Here is a 24,077-nt window from a genome sequence, read left to right as displayed (position 1 = left end):
CGTGGACAGCATCCACCACCAAGCCCCACAACTCCGGAGGAGTTGAATATCGGCTAGTAAAAATTGCCTTCTTACCGATTTTCACATACTAAAAAGTGAATTTTTCCTTCTGCTCTTTCAGGTACTCCAAGAGCTCCTGCCCTTCTACCACTTCGATTTCCCCGGGAAGGCCCAAAACAAACCTGCCCACCCCCGGCAGCTCAGCCACCTCGGTGTCAAAATAGTAATGCTTCCTGTTTTTGATGCTGGTAAACTGCTTGGCCTCTGGATAACCCTCAATCAAAAGCTGATAAGCTTTGTGGGATAATTTCAGCTTGACCTTGTATTTGGCTTTGCCCGAATAGCCAAACATGGACTCGTTGATCTCGGAATGAAGACTTTTATACAACTGCTTTTTGTTGCTCACCCTCAGGTCACTTATCCTTTCCAATTTGAACTTCTTCATGGACTTGCTTTCCACATCGAAGGCATGGATGTAATCGTAGTCCCTGGTAAAGGCAACCGGCTCAATCAGCCTATCCTTTACCGAATCGGTATGCAGGGAATAATAATCCCTCAACTCCACCTGCAATTCCTTCCTCAAAGCCTCGGCCAACTCATCCACAAAAAGTCCCAGTTTGGCATTGAAAAGACTTTCTATGCTCTGCTTAAATTCCGCACGGGCGTGGATTTTCTCAAGTAAGGAGTCCTTAAGTCTGTTTTTCTTGCCCGACTTGGCAATTGCCTGCGCCAAAAAGGCCGACTCCTCCTCGGTGAAGGTTCCCACAAGGTTCTGCGAGGAGGTCTCCACCATATCCACGATTTTAAATTTCCCGTGTTCCTTTTCAATCTTGAACCCCACCTCCTCCAAAAGCTTGAAATACCGGTAAACAGTCCGGGTATCCGTCTCCAGCGTTTCGGCTAGCCGGTGGACATTTTTCCCTATTCTGGACCTCAAAAGGTTGATTAATTTAAATACGCGAAGAATTTTCTGCTGCTCTACTTTGGCCATAACCTAATCAAAAATCTAAACCCAAAACTACTAAAAACATCATTAAAAATTTAACAATTGACAATAATTGTCCCACAACCCGCACATCTGTCTCCCGTCTTCGGTCTTCCGTCTTTCGCCCTCTACCTATAAAATTTGGCAAATAAACTTTATATTGCATAAAATAGGTAAACTATGAAAAACCCTTATAGCCATTACTATTATTTGGGAGCAGGATGCATCTTCCTAATCTTGTATTGGCTACTGGGCTATGAAGGGATTGCCTTTGAGGATGACGTGCTTTATTTTCAGTTTGGGCAGTCCTATTACCAGGGCCAGCAGGTCCAGTCCGAGGACTATCTCAGTCACCGCTGGGGAAGTTACCTGTTCTCAGGTTGGATTACCAGCTTGCTTGGCCCATCTTACAGGTTGGCCACACTGATCAACCTAGTGGCTTATCTGGGTACGCTGACCATAATATGGCTCGTGATTCCCTACCGGAACCTTAAAAAGTGGGGCGTCATTTTCTTTGTCACTCACCTATTCACTCTTCAATATCTGAATAAACTGTTCCCGGATAGTCTGCTTATCTTCTGGGTTTTATTGATCCCAGTCCTATCCCTGTATCGCCACAGCGAAGCCCCAAAGACAGCCATAGCAATGGGACTGGTTATGTTCTTGGGGTTCTTTACCAAAGAATCCGTTTCATTTCTGTTTATCTATCCCTTGATCCTGATGGCTTTTGACATGCATTTCAAAAAGCCGCTTAAGTTCTATTTCTATTTTTTCCCGTTTGCGGGGATCTTAATGGCAGGCTATTTTCTTTACTACTGGTGGAATTTTGACAGTCCCTTTTATCATATCATGACCTTACAGGAAAGCTACCATTTACTTTCCCATTCATACGCTGAGTCAGGATGGAAAGCCATACTCTCCCGTCTGACCTATCAGCCCTTCATTCATCTGACAGAAAATTACCTCTGGGTCTTGGTAATGCTGGCCTTGCCTAGCTGGTATTTGGGCATGAAATTCCATAAGCCCATCCATTTGGAATTTGCCATCGCCAACACCCTTCTATTGGCCGGGTTCTGGTTTATGACTACTTCCCTTCATCATTACAACCCCATGTATCTGCAGCCCCGTCACATGATCATCATGGTGGCTCCCCTCAGTGTGGCCATAGCCTATGGGGTACCGAGCTGGTTGCAGAATGAAATCTGGAGAAGAAATTTGGCCATTCTGATGTTTGGCGGGAGCCTTATTGCCCTAAGCCAGGCTTGGTGGGTCATGGCGGGGATGCTGGCCCTTATTTCCGCCTTGATCTTTAAGCTTTACGGAAAAAAACTATGGCCTGCCCTGGCAGGGATCCTGCTACTGGCGGGCATCCTGTTTCCTTTTCAGGAAATCACCTCAAAAAACTACAGCCACTTTTACCGTCATTTTGTAGAGGAAAACAAAAAGGCCTCCAAGTCCAAAATCCCCCTGTTCACCAATGACTTTGTCTACCGGAGCCGGGAGGTACTGGCCGTAAACCCAGTGGGGACCCATTACCTGCACAGCATTGGCCATTTTGACCTGATGGAAGAAATCCCCGCCCAGCTGCGCCTGATGGTGTACCACCGGCAGATCCACCAGTACCCGCATGAAGATCAGCTTCTGGAAGAATTCCAAACCTGGCTCACCCGCAACGGTTACCACAAAATCGGGGAAAGTGAAGATGACTGGGTGGGCATCTATCTATATGGCAGATTCTGATCAGGAGGTTGTCGCTTGGGCACTTGGGCCAGCCTACTCCACCCTCACCTTATAAAACACCACATAATCCTCTTCCTCCTCCTCATTTTTCACTTTGTTGAAATAAAGGTGATCATGTCGGGCTAGGAAACCAGCCTGGCCGTCAAATTTATCATGCAGGCGTAAGTCCACTTGCTCATTTCCTTCCGCATCAAACAGCTTCAGCCGGTTCTCCCTCGTGTTTAATTCCTCTTCATATTCGGCCATCCACTTATTCATATCATCAATCTGCTCCAACTCAGCCATTCTTTCCTTGGAAATCCCCTCGAAATATTGAAGATACACCGACCTGTTATCCGCTTGCAAAAACCTCAACCCACTCTTGGCCGGGTCGAAATAGACATCCACATCAGCATACTCCACCGGCATTCCCTCGTTGGGCTGCACATTCTGCAGGGTTAACGGTTTTTTGAAAGCCAAATTAAATGGTTCATCTTTTTCATAGGCATATAAGGTGGGGTCTCCATCAAAACTAACATAGATTTTATCCTCACCCACAGCTAATCTTGAATAAAGATCACCATTGTCATAAAGATTACCATCTCGGAAACGGCTATCCTCTTCCAATGGAAAAAGCTCTATCATCTCAAAATTATTGGTATTGATCAAGGTACCGCCTCTCACTTCATCCATATATCTTTTTTCAGTTCTTTTGATTTTAGGCATATGCCCCTGATGCAAAAGGTGCTGCTCATCTCCTAGGGAAATCTTCTGGGCCTGTCCTCCCGTGTACCTCATGGTTACCGACTTTTGATAATCCCCTTTCATGGGAGTGCTTTTCACTTCATTGCCCTGCAAGTCATACCATTTGATGGCTTTGGTACCCATGATGAATACCGTTTGGTCATCCCAAAAGCCCATTTCGGATAAATACTGCCCATACGTATCCGGAGTATCGCCCCCCTTTTGGAGTTCCTGCAATATCTCACCGGATTCATTCAGGATAAAATAGGTGTTTTTCCGATAATCGGCGGCCAGCAGGTGCTTTCCATCGGGAGAAATATCTGAAAGGGTCATATTCCCCAAATATTCCACTGTAACCGAATCCACTACGGCCCATTCTCCTGCCAATGAGTCTTGCGATTTTTTTTCATCCTGAGGGCTAGTGCAGCCAATTGCCAATAAAATGGCGCAAATTAAAACAAGGTTGTATTTCATAAAAAAGAGATGTAAGCTAAAACATTAGGTCAAATTAAGGGAATTAAGTTTGTTAAACAAAAAGTAGGTTGATAAATATTAAAAGTATAGTGGGTATATCCTTTTTTGATAAACCAATTCGACCGTCTACGGACAAAACTGTCCAAATTTGAATCTGAGTGGTTGAAGGGAAAGGCCCCTGCCAATACCCAGAGGCACTTTTCTTATTGGTATATGAATGGTAATAAACTCATTTTGATCCAATCCTTAGCAATCATGTTTAAAAACTACCTGCTTATCGCCTTTAGAAATTTGGTTAAATACAAATCATTTTCCGCTATAAATATTCTCGGAATGGGGATCAGTCTGGCTTCCGTTATTTTGATCTCACTATATATATGGGATGAATGGCAGTTTGACCGGTACCACCCTGAGGGCGAAAGGGTTTTTCGGATCTACAGCATTATGAGTTCTCCCGAATCAGGTGAGCGTTATGCAGCCATGGTACAGCCTGCCTTGGCAACCAAATTACAGGAGGAGTTCCCGGAGGTGGAGCAGACTGCCAGGATCCTCGGCACAATTTCAGAAAAGCAGGTACAGCTGGAGGAGAAACTATTTAGCGAAACCCGTGGTGCCCATGGTGAAGGTCAACTTTTCGACATCATGGCCATTTCCATTTTGGATGGTGACCCAAATCAGATATTGACAAAGCCTAATGCCGTGGCTATCTCGGAAAGCCTTGCTGGCAAATACTTTGGATCTGATAACCCTATTGGCCAGACCTTAAAAATTGATGGCACCGATCATGAGGTTACTCATGTTTATGCGAATTTCCCATCCCACTCCCATTTGCAACTGGATTTTTTGATCTCTATGGAAAGCCTCACCTGGCTTCCTGAAAGGATAGACTCCTGGACCTGGCACCAGATGTACACCTATTTCAAATTAAGGGAAGGAACAGATTCTAGAGATTTGGAAAAAAAAGTTCAAGCCTATGCCGAAAAGGAATCCGCACCGTTTAACTCTGATTCCGGCTTTAAATCTGTCCCCTATTTCCAAAACCTACATGATATTCATCTAAAATCTTCAAACTTCCAATATGATCTGGCCATCATCGGCAACAAGGACACCGTACATATCCTGATGGTGGCCGCAGGCATGATACTGCTTATTTCCTGCTTCAACTTTATAAACCTTTCCACCGCAAGAGCTGTGAAACGCATGAAGGAAGTTGGGGTCCGAAAAGTCATTGGTGCGCAAAAGTCAAATCTGCAAATCCAGTTTCTCCTAGAATCCTATGCTTTTACTTTTTTTGGTTTAATGTTAGCCATCCTATTGGCTTCGCTCAGTATTCCCCTCCTTGCTGATCTTACGGGCAAGGAACTCTCTTTGCCGTTGTCGATGGCTTCAGTTATCTTACTTATAGCAACTCTACTGGTACTCGGCATATTAGCTGGTGCTTATCCTGCATTTTTACTTTCGAGTTTCAAACCTATTACTGTGATATCAGGAGCCAAGGAAATGCAGGGTGGCCATGGAACCTTCAGAAAAGCCATGGTCATTTTACAATTTGTACTCTCCTTTTTTCTTATCATAGGTGCTTGGATCGTGGTTGAGCAAAACAACCTTTTGAAAAATAAAGACATGGGTTTTGACAAAGACACCTTGATGTCTGTTTATGGGCGTGGAGTCAAAGCTTCTCAATTAGAAAGTATAAAAACTGAGATTTTGAATCGTACCGGAATCAAACATGCCACCTGGAGCTATGGAATCCCAGGTGATATTTTTGCCCAGGACGGGGTGATAAATCCCACGACCGGGGAAAGAATGAGCACCATTATGTTTGTGGTCGATTATGATTACATCCAAACCTTTGGTATGGAACTACTTGCGGGAAGAGATTTTTCCAGAGATTATGGAACTGATCCCCAGAAGGCATTTATCCTTAATGAGACTGCTACCAAAAACTTCGGATTCGGCACCCCTGAGGACGCCCTTGGCAAAAACCTATACTGGGATATGTGGACGGCCGATTCCGTCAAACAGGGAGAGGTCATCGGAGTGGTCAAAGATTTTCATGCCAACAGTTTAAAAGAGGCCATTACACCTTTGGTGATGCACATACAGTCAGAGATTTATTACACCTTGACTATGCGACTGGACAAGAACATGGCAACTGCCCAAATTTCAGAAGTAGAGAAAATCTTTAATGACCAAGTGCCCGGCCAATTGTTCAGCTACAGTTTCGTGGACGACAATTTCAACAAGATGTACCGCTCCGAGCAAAACCTTTCCATCCTGCTCAACATATTTGCAGGATTAACAATACTGGTCGCTTGCATGGGCTTGTTTGGGTTAGTGGAATACCATGTGCACCAAAGAGCAAAGGAAATCAGTATCAGAAAGGTTTTCGGTGCCCGGACCGACAGCATCCTTTTGGTATTGACCAAGCAGTACTTTGTGATGATAATGATAGCATTCGCCATAGCCGTACCCCTGGTCTGGTACACCTCAGGTGGCTGGCTGGCTAATTTTGCCTATAGGATAGAGATTACTCCTTTTCTATTCCTCAAAGCAGCTTTGCTCGTTGGACTCATCACCCTGATCACAGTTAGCTATCAATCTATTAAGGCGGCACTGGGAAATCCAGCGGAAATACTTAAGGGCAACTAATTTTAAAAATTTCTCTTGACCTATTTGCAAAATTGAAAAAAGTGCTAACTTTGAAATACAAAGTACTTTCTATGAAAACAGAACAGGAATATATCAATGACTTATCAGAGATCAGATCCATGATGGAGAGATCCTCCAAGTTTTTGACCCTGACCGGCTGGCCAGGGATTATGGCTGGTATATATGCTTTAATCGGAGCTTTTATCGCCTACAGGTCATATTATAAAAATGATCAGTTGGTATATAATACCCTAGAAAGACAGGAAGTACCCGGAATTGTTAACGACATCTTCCTTTTGGCCTTAGTGGTGCTGGCATTGGCCATTGGCACTGCTATTTATTTTCCTTATAAAAAGGCGCTCAAGAATAGGGAAACACTTTGGAACGCAAGCTCAAAAAGGCTTGTAATAAATATGACCATCCCCCTATTGACAGGGGGTATTTTGGTGCTTATAATTTATTCGAAAGGATTATACGCCCTAATGGCTCCCTTAACCCTGGTCTTTTATGGCCTTTCACTGCTTCAGGGAAGCAAATACACTTATGAAGAGGTAAAATACCTGGGGATTTCAGAAATTGTGCTGGGCTTGATGGCCACCTATTTTATAGGGTATGGCCTCCTTTTCTGGGCCATAGGATTCGGGGTCATGCACATTGTTTATGGGATTTACATGCACCTGAAGTACGAGAAGTGAAGACAATCATCAATGATTTACATAAAGCGTTTGAAAGCAGGGTGAGGTTAGGGATAATGTCTGCACTTGCCGTAAATGAATCTCTGGATTTCACAGCCCTAAAAGAATATTTAGAAGTCACGGACGGAAACCTTGCCAGCCATATGAAAGCTCTTGAAAAAGAAGAATTTGTAGGAGTAAAAAAAACATTCATAGGCCGCAAACCTAACACGATGTATTACATGACCAAAGCCGGAAAAAGGGCATTTGAGGAACATCTGAATGCCCTTGAAGCTTTGATAAAAAGTCAAAAGTAAAGCATATTTTTTTTGAACAATTACTTTGAAACACAAAGTACTTTCATAATCATTATTCAACTATCACTGATCAATTTATAAAACAACTTAACTCGCTATGAAACTTGAAATCCTCCCCCATCTTGACGACCCAAGCTATCTGGAAAAATTGTACAGAAACAACAAGCTGGCCTTCAAAAAAGAATTCACCACTCTTTATCCCGGTCTTAAAGGTAAACCTTTGGCTGACTTTTGGCATGAAAGGCTAAATTTTGAAACCGACGAATTGAATTGGGGCAACGGCAGGGAATTGGGCTTAGTATTAATGGCCTCCTTGTGTGCAGGCCTTTTGGCAAAGCTCCCTGCAATTTTTTCCCTTCCGGTAGAGTTTTTTTATTCCAGAAACATCGGTTTCATTATTTTCCCCGCACTGGCCGCTTATTTTTCCTGGAGACAAAAACTATCTTCAGTAAAAATAGCCTTATTGGCAATTGCCATCCTGATAGGGGTGCTTTATATCAACCTTCTCCCCAACGAGCCACAAAGTGACACCTTGACCCTCTCCTGCATCCATTTGATTATTGTACTATGGGCATTGTTGGGCTTTGTGTTTGTGGGCAACAGAACAAATAGCATAGGAAGACGCCTAGAATATTTACAATATAATGGAGACCTGGTTGTAATATCGGCACTCATTTGCATTGCCGGGGCAATGATGACTGGCATCACAATTGGCCTTTTTTCCTTGATTGGCTTAGAGATTGGCGAATTCTATTTTAAGAACTTTGTGATATTCTTTTTACCGGCTGTTCCTATCTTCGGTACCTTTCTCATCCAAAGCAACCCACTGCTGGTTGGAAAAGTCTCACCCGTGATAGCTAAAATCTTTAGTCCCTTGGTCCTGGTCATGTTATTCATTTATCTGATTGCCATGGTTTACTCAGGAAAAAACCCATACAATGACCGTGAATTTTTGCTTATTTTCAATCTCCTATTAATTGGTGTTTTGGCCATCATATTCTTTTCTGTGGCCGAAACATCAAAAAACACACAAAACAGGACAGAGCTCTGGATTCTTCTATTACTGTCGATTGTGACCATTACGGTCAATTGCATCGCATTATCTGCAATAGTTTTCCGAATTGCGGAATGGGGAATCACCCCAAACAGGGCGGCGGTTTTAGGGGCAAACCTCCTGATCCTAATCAATCTCGGGTTGGTGACTAGGCAGTTTCTAATGGCTTTGTCGGGCAGAGCAACCATTCAAGGCGTAGGGCATACCACGGCCCGATACCTGCCACTCTACGCCATATGGGCCCTTATTGTAACTTTTCTATTTCCATTCCTTTTCGGTTTTCAATAGGGAAGCTTACATAAAGGTCAAGAGCAGGGATTCGCTCCCTGCTCTTTTTCTTCTCCCCGTGCCCTTTATGCCCATTTCTCCTTCGTGCGACTTATTTTTTGAACTTCGTCGACTTTGTGACCAATTTCTCATGGCGTGACTAATTCTTAAACTTCGTGTCCGTTGTGCCCATTTCCCCTTCGTGCGACTTATTTTTTGAACTTCGTCGACTTTGTGACCATTTTCTCGTGATGTGACTAATTCTTAAACTTCGTGTCCGTTGTGCCCATTTCTCCTTCGTGCGACTTATTTTTTGAACTTCGTCGACTTTGTGACCATTTTTGTCTAAGCAACTTAGTCACCCGTTTATTACTTCGGCTCATTCACTCTTAATCGTCTTCACCGGATTGATCCACGATGCCGACAGGGACTGCAGGCTCACCACCAGAGCCGTCAAGGCCAGTCCGCCCAGGATTGTAATTCCAATGGTCAAAGCACCTGGCCATTCCCTCACGGCAAACTGCTGCAGCCAATTCTGCATCAGCCACATTCCTGCCGGTATGGCCAATAAAATACCCACAATTGTAATAGTCAAAAATTCCCTATTGAACATCCAGGTAATGGAGCCGGAAGAAGCTCCCAGTACCTTGCGGATGCCGATTTCCTTGAGCCTTCCCGCAATGGTCATGGCCGTAAAGGCCAACAAGCCCATCACGGCAATCAATACCGCTAACAGCGCAGTGTAAGTCACCATTCGACTCAGTCTCTCCTCGTTTTCGTAAGCTTCAAAAACAAACTCATTGAAAGGATAGTAGTCAAAGCTTTCTCCCGGGTAGATTTTTTGGTACTCCTCCTCCAACATCGAAATAAACTGATCCGTATCTGCCCGATTGCTTCTGACCAGGACCATGGCACTGGTCCGGCTGATTTCAATATCGTTGATGCCCTCAAAAATTAAACGGGGGTTTTTGGATATCAACACCGGGTTGATTTCTTCATACAAAGAGGCATGGTTAAAGTCCTGGATAATGCCTACCACCTCATGGGAGCCAAAATTGGCACTCGCAGGCAACTGGGCCTGCTCAAGACCATTCCAGCCCATTTGCTCGGCAAACTTCTGGTTGACCATAATCGCACTCGAGTCCAGAGTGATGTTGTCATAGAAATTCCGCCCTTCCGCCAATTTCATTCCCATGGTATTAAGATAATCCCCTGTCACGAAATTGAGCTGGAAGAAAAACTGCTTGCCATCCGAATTGGTAAATCCTGCCCGCCACCAGTCACCGTCCCCAAAAAGGGAAACAGAAAGGGCAGCATTTTCCACATCTGTCCTTTCCAGCAACCTTTCCCTGAAAAGATTGGCTTTCTCGAAAGTCGTTTTCATCTTGGCAGACAAATTAGTGGATGACTCGGCCTCAACAGGCACTACAAATACCTGTTCGGCCTGAAAACCCAGATCATGACTTTTCAGAACCTCCATTTGATTATACATCACCAGGGTACAGGAAATCATCAGAAAGGAGAGGAAAAACTGAAAACCCACCAATCCTTTTCTCAAGGCCTGCTTCCCAAAGCTGATGGAATAACTTCCCTTCAGCACTTTGATTGTCTTCATGCCAGACATATAAAAGGCCGGAAAACCTCCCGCCATGGCGGTAAGCAAAGCCAATAAAATGACCATCAGCACTAGCTGCTCCCAAGAATGGCCTATGGCAAGGCTGGTATTGAAAAGCGTATTGAAATGCGGTAGGATTAGGAAAGCAAGAAGAATTGCCAACAAAAATGATAAAATGGTAATCACCATGGACTCAAAAAGAAATTGTGTTGCCAGCTGTTTCCTTTCTGCCCCCAGTGATTTTCGTACCCCAACCTCTTTGGCCCTAACCACTGCTTTGCCAATGGCCATGGTGGTAAAGTTTATGGATCCCAAAACCAGCACGATCAGACCCAAGGCCAACAGTACATACAGCATTTGGGGGTTGGTCACACGGACGTTTCCGGGATTTTCTCCGGTATGGAAGTGGATATCCTCCAAAGCATAAGGTTCAAAATAGTAGAAGCCTTCCCTGTAATTATCCCCCAAGGCCCGCTGCATCATCGGTTCCATACCTGATTGCAAAGCGGCCTTGTCGCTTGGGGAAGTAGTCATAACATACGTATCGGTGTTCACATTAAACCAGTTGTTCAGGGCAGTCTCAGCCTGCATGTCCCGCACCAACTCGTCGGACACCAAAGCATCTACCACAATGCTTGAATTGGCAGGCACATCCACCATGATTCCCTTCACCGTGAAGAGGATGAAATCCTCCATCAACTGCACCTCAACGGTTTTGCCCACGGCGGGCTCCTTGCCAAAGTAGCGCTCAGCGGCAGTTTCGGTGAGGATGATGTCATATTTACCTGAAAAAAGCGGTGCCCTTGCACCCTCTTTGAGGCCAAAATTGAAAATCTCCAGAAACTCAGGACTCACAAAAGTAATGGGCTGCCGGTATTCTGTATTGTCAGGAAGCTTAAAGGCCCGATTTGACTGCAATACCCGAGTGGCCTTTTGTATCTGGGGAAATTCATCCTGCACCACATCTTTAAGCAAGAAGGGGGTTGAAAAAGATTGAACCATACCATCATCAAACATCTCGAACCTTTTGAGCCTGAAGATGCGGTCACCTTCTGTATGAAACTTATCAAAACTCCATTCGAACTGGACGAATAGCAGGACGATGATGGATATGGAAAGGCCAATGGACAGGCCCAAAAAATTGATAAAAGAAAAACCAAGATTCTTCCTGATGTTTCTGAGGGCAATGTAGAAGTAATGTTTTAACATGGGATCTTCATTTCTTTGAAATACCCAAAAACCATTTCCAGATTAATGCCGAAATAAACCCTCTCAAATCACCTAGATTGGACCTTTGGAACAGAAGAAGGCCATAAATTCGGACATTTTTGTTCGGGGACGGTCGGTTTCCTGATACACCCATTATTTACTTCTTACTATCCTCTTTTTTCCACAAAAGTAATAGGCACAAACTTATCCGTAGGGGAACCTATATAATAAACAGTCCAGTTGGGGTCGTGTTTGGCGAGCATCTCACTCAGGCAGTCTGCGCGGTGCCCTTGGGGATTGCTGCAGTCGTCCCAATAAAATAGCTCCACCCTATAATGCAGAGTCTGCTTTTCATTGTTGATGGTCACCTCTACTTGGATATCCTGCTTGCCAGGGGCCGTGGGTATGGGTATGGCTATATGTGTCATGAGAAAACCTTTAAGAAGTTTTAAAACCAAATCACTGATAACCTTTTAGCCTGCGAACTACATACCGAACAAAATCCTCTTAACCACTTAAAAATCAAAGAAACCAACTTATTTGACTTCTAAAAAACGAACATTTTTGTGCGAAAGCGGACTTTTTGCTACCGCAAAATTGAGTCCCTACTTCGTCGTCTTCCCTCCCATTTCTGTAAACACCCTATCTACCGGCTCCCAAAGTTCAATCTTATTACCTTCGGCATCCATGATGTGCACAAACTTTCCGTAATCATAGGTCTCTATATCGTCGAGAACAGTCACACCGTTAGCCTTGAGTTTTTCCACAAGACCTTCGATATTTTGAACGCGATAATTGATCATGAATTCCTTCTTGGATGGGGCAAAATACTCACTTCCCTGCTCAAAGGGACTCCATTGAAGGTAGTTGATTTCCTCGGGGCGGTGGGCATTTCTAAACTCAAAACTTGACCCCCACTGGTTTACCTCCAGCCCCAAATTGTCCGCATACCATTCCCGGGTTTTTTCCGGATTCGGGGAAAAGAAAAATATCCCGCCTATTCCAGTGACTTTAGGGGTATTGTTCTTTTCGGATAATGAGTCCGTGTTCTTGTTGTGTTGCTTTGTCATATATTTAAAGGAAATGAAAGATTAAGAAGATCAATATAGGAATTTTGGTAAAGAATAAACAAGCCAGTTGCCAACCTTTTAACCCTCTATAAATTTATAATTCTCCAAAATGGGCCCCGTGTAGTTGAATCCTGCTAAATAATGCTGCAGGCCATTTTTAAAAAATCAACATCTAGTAGACACACATAGTCCTACCCAAGTTTGGTAAAAAAAAAAAGGACTCCTGCAGGAGTCCCAAAAAAACAATAACCAAACAATAACAAACACGAATTACCATATTCGATATGCCCTATAAGTATAGGGATTAATTTATAAAGAACCAAATTGAAATGCTGAGAATGGTTGAAGAGAAAAATTCGAAATGCGCTTGGGGCGTCTTTAAGTAAGGGAATGAGATTTGACGTCTTTCCCAAAATTAATTTGCCCATTGGTCAGGCAACTCGAAATGAGCACCCCTACAGAAAATAAACTCACCCATGTACAAGTCTCAATTTGGATATAGGGTATTGTATCATGAGAATTAATTAGGTAAAATTGTGGCTTGATTAGACTTAATTGGCCAGAGAATTGGAACTTTTCCCTAAATCAACTATGAAAAATATTCTTTTTACAATTGCGTTATACGCATTTTCCTTGTCTTTACATGGTCAAGAACAAGAAAAAACAAGGATTCTATTGATGGGCACCACCCATTTTACCCCATCCACTTCCGACAGCTACTCCAATGAGGAACTAATTTTGGATGATAAAATGATAAGGGAAATCGAAGATGTGATCCTGAAATTGGCGTCTCTTAACCCCGATCAAATTTTTATTGAGGTGCCCAGGGAAAACCAAGAAAATATTGACAAGCAATTTCAGCAATATATGGCCGGCACCTACCAGTTACAGCTTAATGAAATTGACCTTATCGGATTCCAAACAGCCAAAAGGGCGGGATTGGAAAAACTAACTTGTGTCAACTACAAGGGTAAATTTGACACCAAGCCGGTATTTGAAGCCGCAATAAATAACGGAGAGCAACATATTTTGGATAGTATGGATGTATTTGCACAAGCATATGTGCAGGAAATGAATGGTAACCCCAACCTTGAGCTGAGAGAGAATCTAGTTCACATTAACTCTTCCGAAATGTTGAATAAAAACCAAAGGCTTTATACTAAATACTTCACACTAATTGGAAGCCAAGCGGACTATGAGGGGGCAGGTTTAGTGGCGGAATGGTACAAGACCAATATCCACATATACACAAACATCATCTCCAGCATCCGACCCACAGACAAATACGTCATAGTGATTTATGGCGTTGGACATATCCCCATTCTCAAACACCTCTTCGAATCCAACCCGGATTATAAGGTAACTGAAGTGGGCGATGTGTTTGGTTCAACTATTAATCCCACCAATAACATAGAATGAAGTTTTTACTAAATCTAATAATGCTCCTCTTGATTATATTACCTTCAGGAGTAGCCCAATCCCTTTATGTCAAAAATGTGAACATTTTAGATGTCCATGATGGAACCATGCAGCCAAACATGCATCTATTAATGACAGATGGGGAAATCACTTCCATTTCCGCCAAGCCTTTGGAGAAGGGAAGCGATTACCAAATCATCGATGGCTCGGGGAAATATGCTATTCCTGGACTATTTGAAATGCACGCCCATTTTGGCCAACCTGGGTGGATCCCCATGTATCTTAGCTATGGGGTCACAGGAATCAGAATCATGAGTGGGAATGACCAGCTGCTTGCCATGAGGGACTCACTGGAGGCAACAAATCTGCCCCAACCTGATCTTTACATTGCCTCCCCATTGATCGACGGCAACCCTCCGCTATGGGGAGAGCAGCATACCGAACCCGCCATCGACACCAACACCCCTGTAAACCCTATTCTCCAATCCTATGTAGACAAAGGGTATAAAGAATTAAAGGTTTACAACAGGCTGCCTGAAAATAAATACCTGGAAATATTGGAGTTCGCCCAGCAAAATGGACTGAGGGTTTCCGGCCACCTTCCCTATACCCTGACGGAGGAAAATTTCGCCGATCCCAGACACCGATCAATTGAGCATATGGATGGGTTTGTCCAGCTTGACCCAAGCAGCAGAAGTAAGGATTGGACGCTCATTGGGGAAGAGGAAAAGAACAGAACAGCCTTGTACCATACTTTTCAATTGAAAGAAATTGAGAATTATGTTCAAAAAATTAAAGACAATCAGGTATGGCTCTGCCCTACCCTGGCCCTTTATGCCAATATGGGCAGCGAGCAGATCAAGTCGGAAATCAAGGAGTCAAGGTATGGAAAGGAATTAGCCGGACTGATGAATTGGTGGAAGGCTGCTGAGGGAAATGCGCCAACCTTTGCCGTGAAAGACAGCCTGCATCAAGAAATACTTAAAAAATATTTCCTCGATTACCCTGACCGGATTCTAGCGGGCACAGATAGTCCAAACCCCTACAACCCACCCGGCCTGGGCCTTCACTTTGAGCTGTATCATTTGAGTCAAGTTGGATTCACCAATGCCCAAGTCCTTAAAATCGCCACTTTGAATGCCGCCGAATACCTGGGGATAGCCTCCCAGCTGGGCTCAATCGAAGAAGGTAAGGTTGCCAATGTTGTTTTGCTAAACTCCAACCCACTGGAAGACATCCAATACACAAGAGATATTCATGCGGTAATTGTTAAGGGAACACCAGTAAAGTAGTTTAAAGGTTGAATTCGGATGGCACATTCTAAATTAATCAACCATCTACCGATACGCATGGAGCCAACGACTCATCCGTTGCTTTCGGGTTTCTAAACCCTTAAACCAGGTCGCAGGCCGAATAAACTCATAAACGGATTTTTACGGATTCAACGATAAGAAAAATATGCCTTCTATGCCAGAAACTTTGGAGATATTGTCGCCCAGAAGATAAGTCGGGGTTTTTGATGGCTTTGCTTCATCATTATTTATTAAATAAAAGTTTCATTTTAATGTAAGTAACAAAAACTGGATTAGACAATAATTGAAAAGTGATAAGAATTGTCAAAACTTATAAGACATTAATCAATCTGCATAGACCGTTTTTCATAGCATAAAAACCGCCGCTTAACAACGCTGATAACCATCCAACCTCAAGAGGTTTTCATAAACCACTGAATAGTATACATTTGGAGAAATTTATCCTTTCGCCATCCAACAATGATTATACAATCTAACTATCAAAGGCTGAGTTATAGGTTAATTATGGGTACGCTCTTATGGATAAGCCTACCTCTTGTCTATTTAATTTCCATAGATTTTTTTTGGTCAAATTCTGCTAAAACCTTTTTTCTACTCACAACATTTTTTGCCCTAGCTACAACCTTTATGGTCTGCTCGATTTTTTTTAGACATTTCCAATTGATTATTCAAAACATTCCCCCAAACCAGAATTTTTATTATCAGATTGGTGATTACCTACAAAGCCAAGGATTTGAAAGATCTACAGAAATTAGGGAGACCTATGTAAGATTTATTAGAAAAAGTAAATTTTTCCCAGTTTGCGGCCATTTATTCATACACCATTTCAACGGACGCATCATAATTATGGGAAAAAGAAAGACTTTAATTGCCCTTGAAAAATGGTTTTGTGAGAAAAACAGACACCTATTAACTACTCCCCCACATCCCTCCCGGCTAGTAAGCCGGGCCAAAATTTTAACGAGATCGAAAAATTAATTGAAAATACCCAATTAGGGTATTGCGTTAAACTAATTTAATAGATATTTTAGGGGCTATGATTATTCAAAGTAGACATCATTGGCCTAGCCCAAAGCTTATTTTGGGAATGACTTTTTTGGGGGCAGTGATGTTCCATCAATACACCCACGGGATTCGGGATTATTTCAATAATGGATTTTATATTTTCGGCAACCCCGATATTGACTATTTAACAAACGTAGGTTGGTGGCCCAAATATTTTATTTACCCACTGATCATTGCCCTACCCACAGCCTTCAGAGTAAGATTATACCAGATCTCTATTTCAGATTTTTCAGAAGGAGAAAAGCTTTATAAAAAGATTATAATTCTATTGCGAAAGCAAGAACTGGAGATTTTGGAACAGAAAGAAAATGCTTGTTCATTTTTGCCCCAATGGAGATCCTTTTCAGACAGGTTTTTTCACTCTGACCTTGTTAAGGTATACCACATAGATAATAAAATTGAAATCATTGGTAGGCAAAAATTTATTGGAGAATTGGAATATTATCTTATAAGAATGAACAAAAATAATAGTTCAATTGAAAAGTTAACATCCCGTTAGGGCCTCGAGTAGCAGTATCCTGCTAATAATTCTGCAGCCCATTTTCAATAAATCCCACTACTCGAGGACTTGACTTCTTAACAATGTAATTGGGTACTCATTTTATAATCCAAGTTCTCTATAGCAAAACCCTAAAAATTGGGAGGTAGTGAACACTTCAAAGTCTTCATCCAAATATCTTTTAAGGTAATGCTTAACATCTTTACACTGCAGTGTGCATTCTTCACTGAAAAGGCTATCCATTCTGTAAATGCTCTCATCGTGAACAACATAAAGTTTTTTGTTTATCGAAAAAAGAGACAAATTTTTCATTTGGGCAAACAACAAAAGTAAGTTTTCGTACCGTTCACTTTTTTCAAGTGTAACTTCAATTTCCTCTCGGATAATTTTCAATTCTTCTACCATGGTTCTTTAGGTTAAGGTTATTTGTTTATTAGAATCAAAAATATTAGTAACAAGTAAGCGAGCAGGCCATTATTCTCATGACCTACTCAGCCTAGCCTTTTAATGTTCCGCCTTTTCCTGCAAAGTGAATGAGATTTTGGCATTAACCGCATAGGAAACAATCTGGTTGTTCTCTACATTGGCATTCATGTCCTTTACATAAATGGATTTAATGTTTTTTACACTTTTGGATGCTTCCTTCAAGGCATTGTTGACGGCGTCATCAAAACTCTTGTCTGAAGAGGCTATCACTTCGATTATTTTTACTACTGACATAAAGGTTGGGGTTAAGAGTTAGAATAAACATTTGTGGCACCTGCCAGGAGAGTTTACCTTACAAATACTATTCTAATCCAATGCATTTCCGCCTGAATGACTGCTAAGCTCCAATATCCCGGATAACAGACCACTGTAATTCTTGTAATGTGTTAAAAAGTAACCATTTTGTTTACCTCAATGAACACAATGCCCTTCTATAAACTTGGTAATAAAAAAAGGACTCCATCAGGAGCCCTAAAAAACAATAACCAAACAATTACAAACTCGAAGTACCATATTCAATATGCCCTATAAGTATAGGGATTATAATATTAAGATACAAATTGAAGTGTAATAAATGTGGTTTAAGGGTTGAATTTGGATGGTCATTCTCGAGGAATGACCCAGCATATTTTCTTTTGCTATGATTTTCCCCAATTCTCCTTTTAAAGACCTCTCCAAGGTCTAGTCTTTGCTTGATAATTAACACCACCAACCTACTTTATTGTTATGACCGAATATACAAAAACTTTAATAAGCCCATCTATCGGCGTACAAGCAGACATACCCGTAAAGAAAGTGACCTCTGGCATGGGAAAAATCGTATTAGGAGCAGCTGCTTCCATTTTTCTTGTAGCACTTACCAGTAGGCGTGTAAGAAAAATCACAAAGAAAATCCTAAACAAAACTGTAGGGCATTACAGTGAAGAGAAAGAAACTGTCCAATTGGATCCCACAGAGAGGGCAACCCGTCGGTATATGATGAACATCCTTCTTCCCATCTGGATTGGGGCTGGTTTTCTGGATTGGTATTGGCATAAGAAATCGAGTATTGAAACCACGGCAGGCACTCGTGAGTCAATTACCCATCTGACCATGCTAACCGAAGCTGGCGTACCCATCTTAGCCGCCTTATTTTTTGAGGTGAATTCTGGGCTGCTTGCTACCATGACAGGTGCCTGGGCGGCACATGAAGCTACAGCCTATTATGATGTCACCTATGCGGGTAATCATAGAGATGTCACTATCCCAGAAATACACACGCACACATACCTTGGAGTGCTTCCTTTTTGCGCTTTATCATTTATGTTGGTTTCACATTGGGAACATGTAGAGGCCATCTTTGACAAAAACAAAAAAGCAGACTTCACTCTAAGGAAAAAGAAAGTGCCTTTAAAGCCAAAAGCAGTATTAAAAATTTTCGCCCTCCTTACCGGTGGATTAGCAATTCCCTACCTAGAAGAACTTTACCGTTGTCTCAAAGCTGAGCGTGAAGGGTTCAAAGTGGGAAGCGAAACCCCTCCCCATGTCCATCAACGTGTGGATGAATATGTTACCAGAAAAGACAAGGGCTTAGATAGGTGGTTTTAAGCCATTTTAATGATATAACTATGGTCAATTCCGTTTTTCTTTGCATTGCCTGCAATCAAGAAGTTCAGGAGGGGATATTAACAGAGGATTTCATCCTAACTTTATTAAAAGTAATCCTGCCACTGATTATTTTGGTGCCGCTTCTACTAATATACTTGAATACGGTAAAACTAAGAAATAAAAACATAAGACATAGAACCTCAGAAATCATATCAACCTTGACTTTAGGTATCGGGATGGGGGATTTATAGATGTATTTTCCGACAACTAAATGATTGGAGGCCTTCTTGCAGGATGGGGCACTTTCAATGCAATGGACAGCATCGGGTTATTCATCAAACCTGGCAGGTTTAAAATCATCACTCACTCCTCAGCGCCCTTACTGGGTTCATCAGGCTCATGAGTTGCTCCTTGACACTATTCTACCTTTTAATCAACTCCTCAAATTCCTTTCGGATTTTAGCAGAGGTCTGGTTTTCCAGTACTTCCAGGAGATGTGGCGTGGTGGCCACCTGCTCTCGATTTACCGCCACCATAAAGTCCACAAATTTTTCATAACCAAGGCGGTTTTCCAACTGATATAAGATATATGGTCCTTTTTCATAGATCAGGTCATCACCATATCTCCCAAACCTATCTCCTCCCAATAGAGGAGGCAGTTTTTCAGCACGGTCTGCAAGCTTCTCAATGATCATGTTAAACTTATCTTCCCCCTGCTCATGGCGAATAAACATCATCTCTGAATATTGGGCAAATGATTCAGTCAGCCATTTTTCGGTGGTAAGGGCATCTCCCCTGTTCCACCAGAAATGGGATATCTCATGCGCCAAAGTTGCGATATTTTCATGTGGCTTTGCAAATACTACCGAAGGCTTAAAGGACCTGGTGACCTTATGTTCATCATACGGAATCGGTCTGTAAAGCACAGAACAGAAAGTAACGGGTTCCTCTCTGGCAAAAGTACTGTTGAAGAAATCAAATATCCTCAAGGCCGCATCTCCTACATATCGGGCACTGTCTGCATATTCGGAAAACACCCTGACTTCTTTACCATCAGCTGAATAATCATATAAACCTACACCATTCTTTTGATTATTGCTGGCCAAAATGGGATTGATATAATAGGATGTGGTAACCGATGTCACCTCGACTTCCTGTGTAAGTTTACCTTTCTGTACATCTATAAGTTTATAATTTACATCATCCACAACTGCCTTGATTCTATAATCAAAACTTTCCAGTGTACTAAATACGGGAAGGATCATAAAGTCCGGGTCAATATCCACCCACTGATATTCCTCAATCCAAAATCCTTGGGAGGGTTTACCTGAATAAGCAAATGAAAAGGCAATTTCCTCCCCTTCCGACAGGGCTTCTTTAAAGTCTATTGTGAGAGTAGCAAAGGGTTTTGCTTCCTGATCAAAACTATAGCTTTTCACTAGGTCACCATCTACTGATTGGATCTCCATTGCTGAATCCATCCAAAAGCTTGTGCTTGCACGGGCACTGTCTTTTACTACATAAGTAATATTAAGTGTTGCCTCGATAGCTTCATCTTCTATTGATATCTTCAGTTCTCCTTCTACAAGGGTTGGTTTTTTCTCCTTTTTGGACTCCGCTCCAAAATTAGTGGTGTAAAAAACTAAAGCAATTAAAAGTAAAGTGGCAAGCTTATTCATTTCCATATTTTTTTATAATCATTTTTAACAGCTGAGGAATAAACTTCTTAAAGTTTTGCTCCTATCTGTGTGGAAAATATTCCTTCGCGAGGATTTCCACAAATTCCCGGTACAGCGGACTTTCCTGCCGCTCATTGAGAGACTAAATAGTGATTTCATAACGCACTTTATAAAAAATCAGTCAGCTTGGGATGTAGCCAACTTCAATTTATTACCTTACTCATTTTCAATCAATTGCCGCATATGCAACAATGCAAATTCGAGGACATCTTCTGATTTGTCCAAAAAGACATCGGGAGCAATACCATATGGGTCTATAGGATTGGTATCTACATCCAGCGACCTCACGCTCAAAGGATATCTCAAAGTCACGCAGCCCAGCTCCAGTTCAGCACCGTTAAACCCGTCTATTATACCTGCTGTGTTCTGGCCATAAACAGTTACCCGAGAACTTTTTTTGGCTCTCAAAACAAAGGTTTCTCCCGAACTGATGGTTTTGTCGCTAGTAAGCACAGCTATTCTTCTTGGTTGGGTATATAGCGTATCCGGGTTGTAAGTATAGGTTTCGCCGCCAAAAGCCAATAAAGTATCCATGCTACTATAAAATAACTTATACATGGCCTTTTCCTCTTCATCCTCTAGTTCATCAACATCTTCCTCAGCCACCTCTGCTCCCATTTGAGTTTTATTATAAGCACTCAGGTAGTGGTAAACATTCGGCATTTCTATGGGGCCGGAAAGGATATAGGGCATCAAAGGATAGTAGACATAATCATAGCCACCGCTATTCTGCCGTACATCCACAACCATGAAAGAAGCCTTAACTAACTGCTCATGGTACTCCTCTAAGACTTTTTCCAGGCTTTCAATAGAAGAAGGCGAAAAGCTGGGAAACCTGAAATAAGGAACCTCTCCATTAAGCATTTCGAAATGAAAGCCCTCATAGGCCAGTGTCTCGGGTTGAACTTTTAAACTACCCTGATCTTCAGGCCATACTTTGTACCATTCATTCAAACCTTCAAATTGTAGTAGTCCTGCATTTTTTAGTTTGGATTCCACCGATTTAGGCCGGCGGTCACCCAAATAAAAAGTAGCTTTATAATCATTACCGTAAACTTTCTGCAGAGTAAATTTTACCTCATCCGGGTGCCAGTCCGGATTTTTACTTTCTAGTATCACCCCGACAAAGTCTCTCCTTTTGCCAACAGGATCTTCTTCAGGTATGATGGCCACCCGATAGCTTCCGCTTTCCCAAATGCCAAGCAAATCCTCCGATTCAGCCTCGGCGACAAACCTTTTTTTAAAGTTGTCTTCCCCTAACACAACTCGCTCATTAAAAACCTCCCCATTCTCTTGGAAATTAAGCCACATATGTCCGTCCCTGAAAAATCCCAACCAAGTGTTGAGTACCTTTTTGCATTCCTCAAAATCGGAGGTAGTTTCAGCCTGTTGCCTCATCACTGCTGTAAAGGCCGTATAAATTTCCCGGTTATTATCCGTAACCTTAAATTGAAATAGGGAATAGTTTTGTTCTACTCCTACAGCCAAGGCATCAAATGACTCCCCACAGGAGCATTTCACAGGCGAATCTTCCAAATTCTCAGCAATTTCAGCCTCCTTTTGCCCGAAGCTTGAAAAGATTATAAAGATTAATAGCAATGTAAATGAATGCTTCATAGGTAGATAAGTTAAATTAAGAGCCCTTTCGTGGGATAGGAAAACATTACCGGTGGCAGGTTGAATAACCTCCTAAACTACGCAGTACAGCGCCAGGGATTAATTGAGAGAAAACAACTCAAAACAAAGCTTGTCAATATTTTCCTTTTTAGAGCTTAACCCCGATACATTCGAAAGGATAATTACAGCCGTTTTCTTTACCGGGTCAATTACCATGGAGGAGGAATAGCCCCCGGTACCGCCATTGTGCCAGTAAGCATTATTGCCATTTTGTGATTTGAGTATGTGCCATCCTAGCCCCATATCCATCGTATTATTGATCGAGTGCGTTGACTCCCTTAACAAAGCAAGTACTTTATCATCCTCATTAAAATTGGCTTTTGCGAATTTTACCAGATCTTCGAGCGTGGATAAGGCCCCACCGGCACCACTCAGCACATCGAAGTCCCAATTGGAAACAACCTCACCTTTAGGGTTCATACCCTGTACCAGTTCACGCCGAATATCTTCTACCCGCATATAGGTATTCCCCATGTCATATTTAACAAATACCAATTCATCGACAAGTTGCTTGTAGGGCTTCCCCTGTGACATTGCCATACTATACCCCAAAAGGCCTACACCCAAATTGGAGTATTCATAGTCACCAGGTTTGGATATCTCCAGTTGTTGTTTTAAATATTCCTCCAGCTTTTCCTCCCCATAATATTTAAAAGGGTTTTCCGGGTCCATTCCTTCAAAGTTACCCGGCATTCGGGGCAATCCTGAGGTGTGGTTTGCAAGTTGTAGGTTTGTAATTCGAGAATTTTTGTGAAAATCAAAAGGAAACCATGTATTTACTTCTCCTTCCAAGTCAAGTTGCCCTTCATTCACCAGAGTTGCCAACACTGCCGCTGTAAACACTTTGGTGATGGAGCCGATTTCAAAAATTTTATGATGGTTTTCAATAGGGCGAACAGCTTCCTCGCCGACAAATGTCCCATAATAGCTTGACACCCCTTCACTGATTACTGCAATAGCGAGCTCGGTGTTCTCTGGAAATTGGTTGACCTTGGAAAAGATTGACGATGCAAATTTCTCGGGGTAGCCGGTAAGTCCGTTTTCCCGCTCGGCCAATTCAGCCTCTTCTTCATATGGCCTGACCAGTAATCCACTGATTTCGTTTTGATCGTTTAGGGCAATATTGACTAATAAAACCTCTTTTTCAAAGGTGGTTTTATATACTGCTGAAATGCTCTGTTCAAATTTGATGAATTCCATATCCTGGATGTCGCCAAATTGATTTCGAAGGTCGTTTAAAAATTTACGGGTATTCTCAACAGGCAGGGCACTTTTCATCTGGGCGGAAAACACCTCAAAAATTTGATCGTAATCTTCATCATTGAAATTGCTTTTGAATCTTTCAGCACTTTCGGAATGATTTTCTGATTGGGCAAATAAATTGGCAGTAAGGCATCCAAAAATCAAGAGGGTAAGTAAATATCTCATAGGGAGCATATAAATTGCTATTTGACAATTGATATAGCTAAGATAGCTCATTTTTGGTTACCCGTATAATGAATTATACTTCTT

19 protein-coding genes are annotated in these 24,077 nt (G+C 42.2%); 9 read left to right on the top strand and 10 right to left on the bottom strand.

Translation table 11 applies throughout. The features are described 5' to 3' along the window. Window positions 1–88: 88 nt before the first annotated feature. On the bottom strand, window positions 89–991 hold the full coding sequence (locus KI659_RS17180; RefSeq protein WP_213946615.1) for a helix-turn-helix transcriptional regulator: 903 nt from the start codon (window positions 989–991) through the stop codon (window positions 89–91). Window positions 992–1,165: 174 nt separating this feature from the next. Between KI659_RS17180 and KI659_RS17175 the strand changes: the two genes are divergently transcribed. Then, the gene (locus tag KI659_RS17175) at window positions 1,166–2,725 is read left to right on the top strand and encodes a hypothetical protein (RefSeq protein ID WP_213946614.1); all 1,560 of its coding nucleotides are present in this window, start codon (window positions 1,166–1,168) and stop codon (window positions 2,723–2,725) included. A gap of 33 nt (window positions 2,726–2,758) precedes the next feature. Here KI659_RS17175 and KI659_RS17170 read toward each other — a convergent pair whose 3' ends face one another. After that, window positions 2,759–3,922: a hypothetical protein gene (locus tag KI659_RS17170; RefSeq protein ID WP_213946613.1), complete on the bottom strand. Its 1,164-nt coding sequence runs from the start codon at window positions 3,920–3,922 to the stop codon at window positions 2,759–2,761. A 255-nt stretch (window positions 3,923–4,177) separates the two neighbouring features. On the opposite strand from KI659_RS17170, the gene KI659_RS17165 reads away from it, so the two are divergent. The 4 genes from KI659_RS17165 (at window position 4,178) to KI659_RS17150 (ending at window position 8,907) form a co-directional block, all read left to right on the top strand. Further along, window positions 4,178–6,574, top strand: a complete 2,397-nt coding sequence (locus KI659_RS17165) for an ABC transporter permease (RefSeq protein ID WP_213946612.1) — start codon at window positions 4,178–4,180, stop codon at window positions 6,572–6,574. A gap of 71 nt (window positions 6,575–6,645) precedes the next feature. Continuing rightward, complete coding sequence (locus tag KI659_RS17160; RefSeq protein ID WP_213946611.1) at window positions 6,646–7,269, top strand: hypothetical protein; 624 nt, start codon at window positions 6,646–6,648, stop codon at window positions 7,267–7,269. Continuing rightward, window positions 7,266–7,565, top strand: coding sequence for a winged helix-turn-helix domain-containing protein (locus KI659_RS17155; RefSeq protein ID WP_213946610.1), 300 nt, complete (start codon window positions 7,266–7,268; stop codon window positions 7,563–7,565). The genes KI659_RS17160 and KI659_RS17155 overlap by 4 nt, the downstream gene beginning before the upstream one ends. Window positions 7,566–7,662: 97 nt before the next feature. Further along, window positions 7,663–8,907: a hypothetical protein gene (locus KI659_RS17150; RefSeq protein WP_213946609.1), complete on the top strand. Its 1,245-nt coding sequence runs from the start codon at window positions 7,663–7,665 to the stop codon at window positions 8,905–8,907. A 358-nt stretch (window positions 8,908–9,265) separates the two neighbouring features. Here the strand turns inward: KI659_RS17150 and KI659_RS17145 are convergent, their stop codons facing one another. The 3 genes from KI659_RS17145 to KI659_RS17135 form a co-directional block, all read right to left on the bottom strand. Continuing rightward, window positions 9,266–11,710, bottom strand: a complete 2,445-nt coding sequence (locus tag KI659_RS17145) for an ABC transporter permease (RefSeq protein WP_213946608.1) — start codon at window positions 11,708–11,710, stop codon at window positions 9,266–9,268. Between the two features lie 167 nt (window positions 11,711–11,877). After that, the gene (locus KI659_RS17140) at window positions 11,878–12,138 is read right to left on the bottom strand and encodes a hypothetical protein (RefSeq protein WP_213946607.1); all 261 of its coding nucleotides are present in this window, start codon (window positions 12,136–12,138) and stop codon (window positions 11,878–11,880) included. Window positions 12,139–12,315: 177 nt separating this feature from the next. After that, window positions 12,316–12,780 (bottom strand): VOC family protein, encoded by a 465-nt coding sequence (locus KI659_RS17135; RefSeq protein WP_213946606.1) that lies wholly within the window; start codon window positions 12,778–12,780, stop codon window positions 12,316–12,318. A 591-nt stretch (window positions 12,781–13,371) separates the two neighbouring features. On the opposite strand from KI659_RS17135, the gene KI659_RS17130 reads away from it, so the two are divergent. The 3 genes from KI659_RS17130 to KI659_RS17120 all read left to right on the top strand — a co-directional run bounded on the left by KI659_RS17130 (window position 13,372) and on the right by KI659_RS17120 (window position 17,076). Beyond that, a complete protein-coding gene (locus KI659_RS17130; protein ID WP_213946605.1) occupies window positions 13,372–14,199 on the top strand; it encodes a DUF5694 domain-containing protein in 828 nt (275 codons plus the stop codon). Between the two features lie 29 nt (window positions 14,200–14,228). Continuing rightward, on the top strand, window positions 14,229–15,491 hold the full coding sequence (locus tag KI659_RS17125) for an amidohydrolase family protein (RefSeq protein WP_213946604.1): 1,263 nt from the start codon (window positions 14,229–14,231) through the stop codon (window positions 15,489–15,491). A 1,057-nt stretch (window positions 15,492–16,548) separates the two neighbouring features. Then, the gene (locus KI659_RS17120) at window positions 16,549–17,076 is read left to right on the top strand and encodes a hypothetical protein (protein WP_213946603.1); all 528 of its coding nucleotides are present in this window, start codon (window positions 16,549–16,551) and stop codon (window positions 17,074–17,076) included. A gap of 102 nt (window positions 17,077–17,178) precedes the next feature. Here KI659_RS17120 and KI659_RS17115 read toward each other — a convergent pair whose 3' ends face one another. Both KI659_RS17115 and KI659_RS17110 read right to left on the bottom strand, forming a co-directional pair. Continuing rightward, complete coding sequence (locus tag KI659_RS17115; protein WP_213946602.1) at window positions 17,179–17,481, bottom strand: hypothetical protein; 303 nt, start codon at window positions 17,479–17,481, stop codon at window positions 17,179–17,181. Window positions 17,482–17,580: 99 nt separating this feature from the next. Beyond that, the gene (locus tag KI659_RS17110) at window positions 17,581–17,796 is read right to left on the bottom strand and encodes a dodecin family protein (protein ID WP_213946601.1); all 216 of its coding nucleotides are present in this window, start codon (window positions 17,794–17,796) and stop codon (window positions 17,581–17,583) included. A gap of 492 nt (window positions 17,797–18,288) precedes the next feature. On the opposite strand from KI659_RS17110, the gene KI659_RS17105 reads away from it, so the two are divergent. After that, complete coding sequence (locus KI659_RS17105) at window positions 18,289–19,149, top strand: hypothetical protein (protein ID WP_213946600.1); 861 nt, start codon at window positions 18,289–18,291, stop codon at window positions 19,147–19,149. 422 nt (window positions 19,150–19,571) lie between these two features. Here the strand turns inward: KI659_RS17105 and KI659_RS17100 are convergent, their stop codons facing one another. The 3 genes from KI659_RS17100 to KI659_RS17090 form a co-directional block, all read right to left on the bottom strand. After that, window positions 19,572–20,828 carry a M1 family aminopeptidase gene (locus KI659_RS17100; RefSeq protein ID WP_213946599.1) on the bottom strand — a complete coding sequence of 419 codons (1,257 nt, stop codon included), beginning with the start codon at window positions 20,826–20,828 and terminating at the stop codon, window positions 19,572–19,574. Between the two features lie 216 nt (window positions 20,829–21,044). Further along, the gene (locus tag KI659_RS17095) at window positions 21,045–22,505 is read right to left on the bottom strand and encodes a S41 family peptidase (RefSeq protein ID WP_213946598.1); all 1,461 of its coding nucleotides are present in this window, start codon (window positions 22,503–22,505) and stop codon (window positions 21,045–21,047) included. A 99-nt stretch (window positions 22,506–22,604) separates the two neighbouring features. Beyond that, entirely contained in the window at window positions 22,605–23,993 is a 1,389-nt protein-coding gene (locus KI659_RS17090) for a serine hydrolase (RefSeq protein ID WP_213946597.1), read from the bottom strand. Window positions 23,994–24,077: the final 84 nt, after the last annotated feature.

The sequence above is a fragment of the Litoribacter ruber genome, from assembly GCF_018449405.1.
Taxonomy (GTDB): Bacteria; Bacteroidota; Bacteroidia; order Cytophagales; family Cyclobacteriaceae; genus Litoribacter; species Litoribacter ruber.
This window is presented reverse-complemented; position numbering and strand designations above follow the sequence as displayed.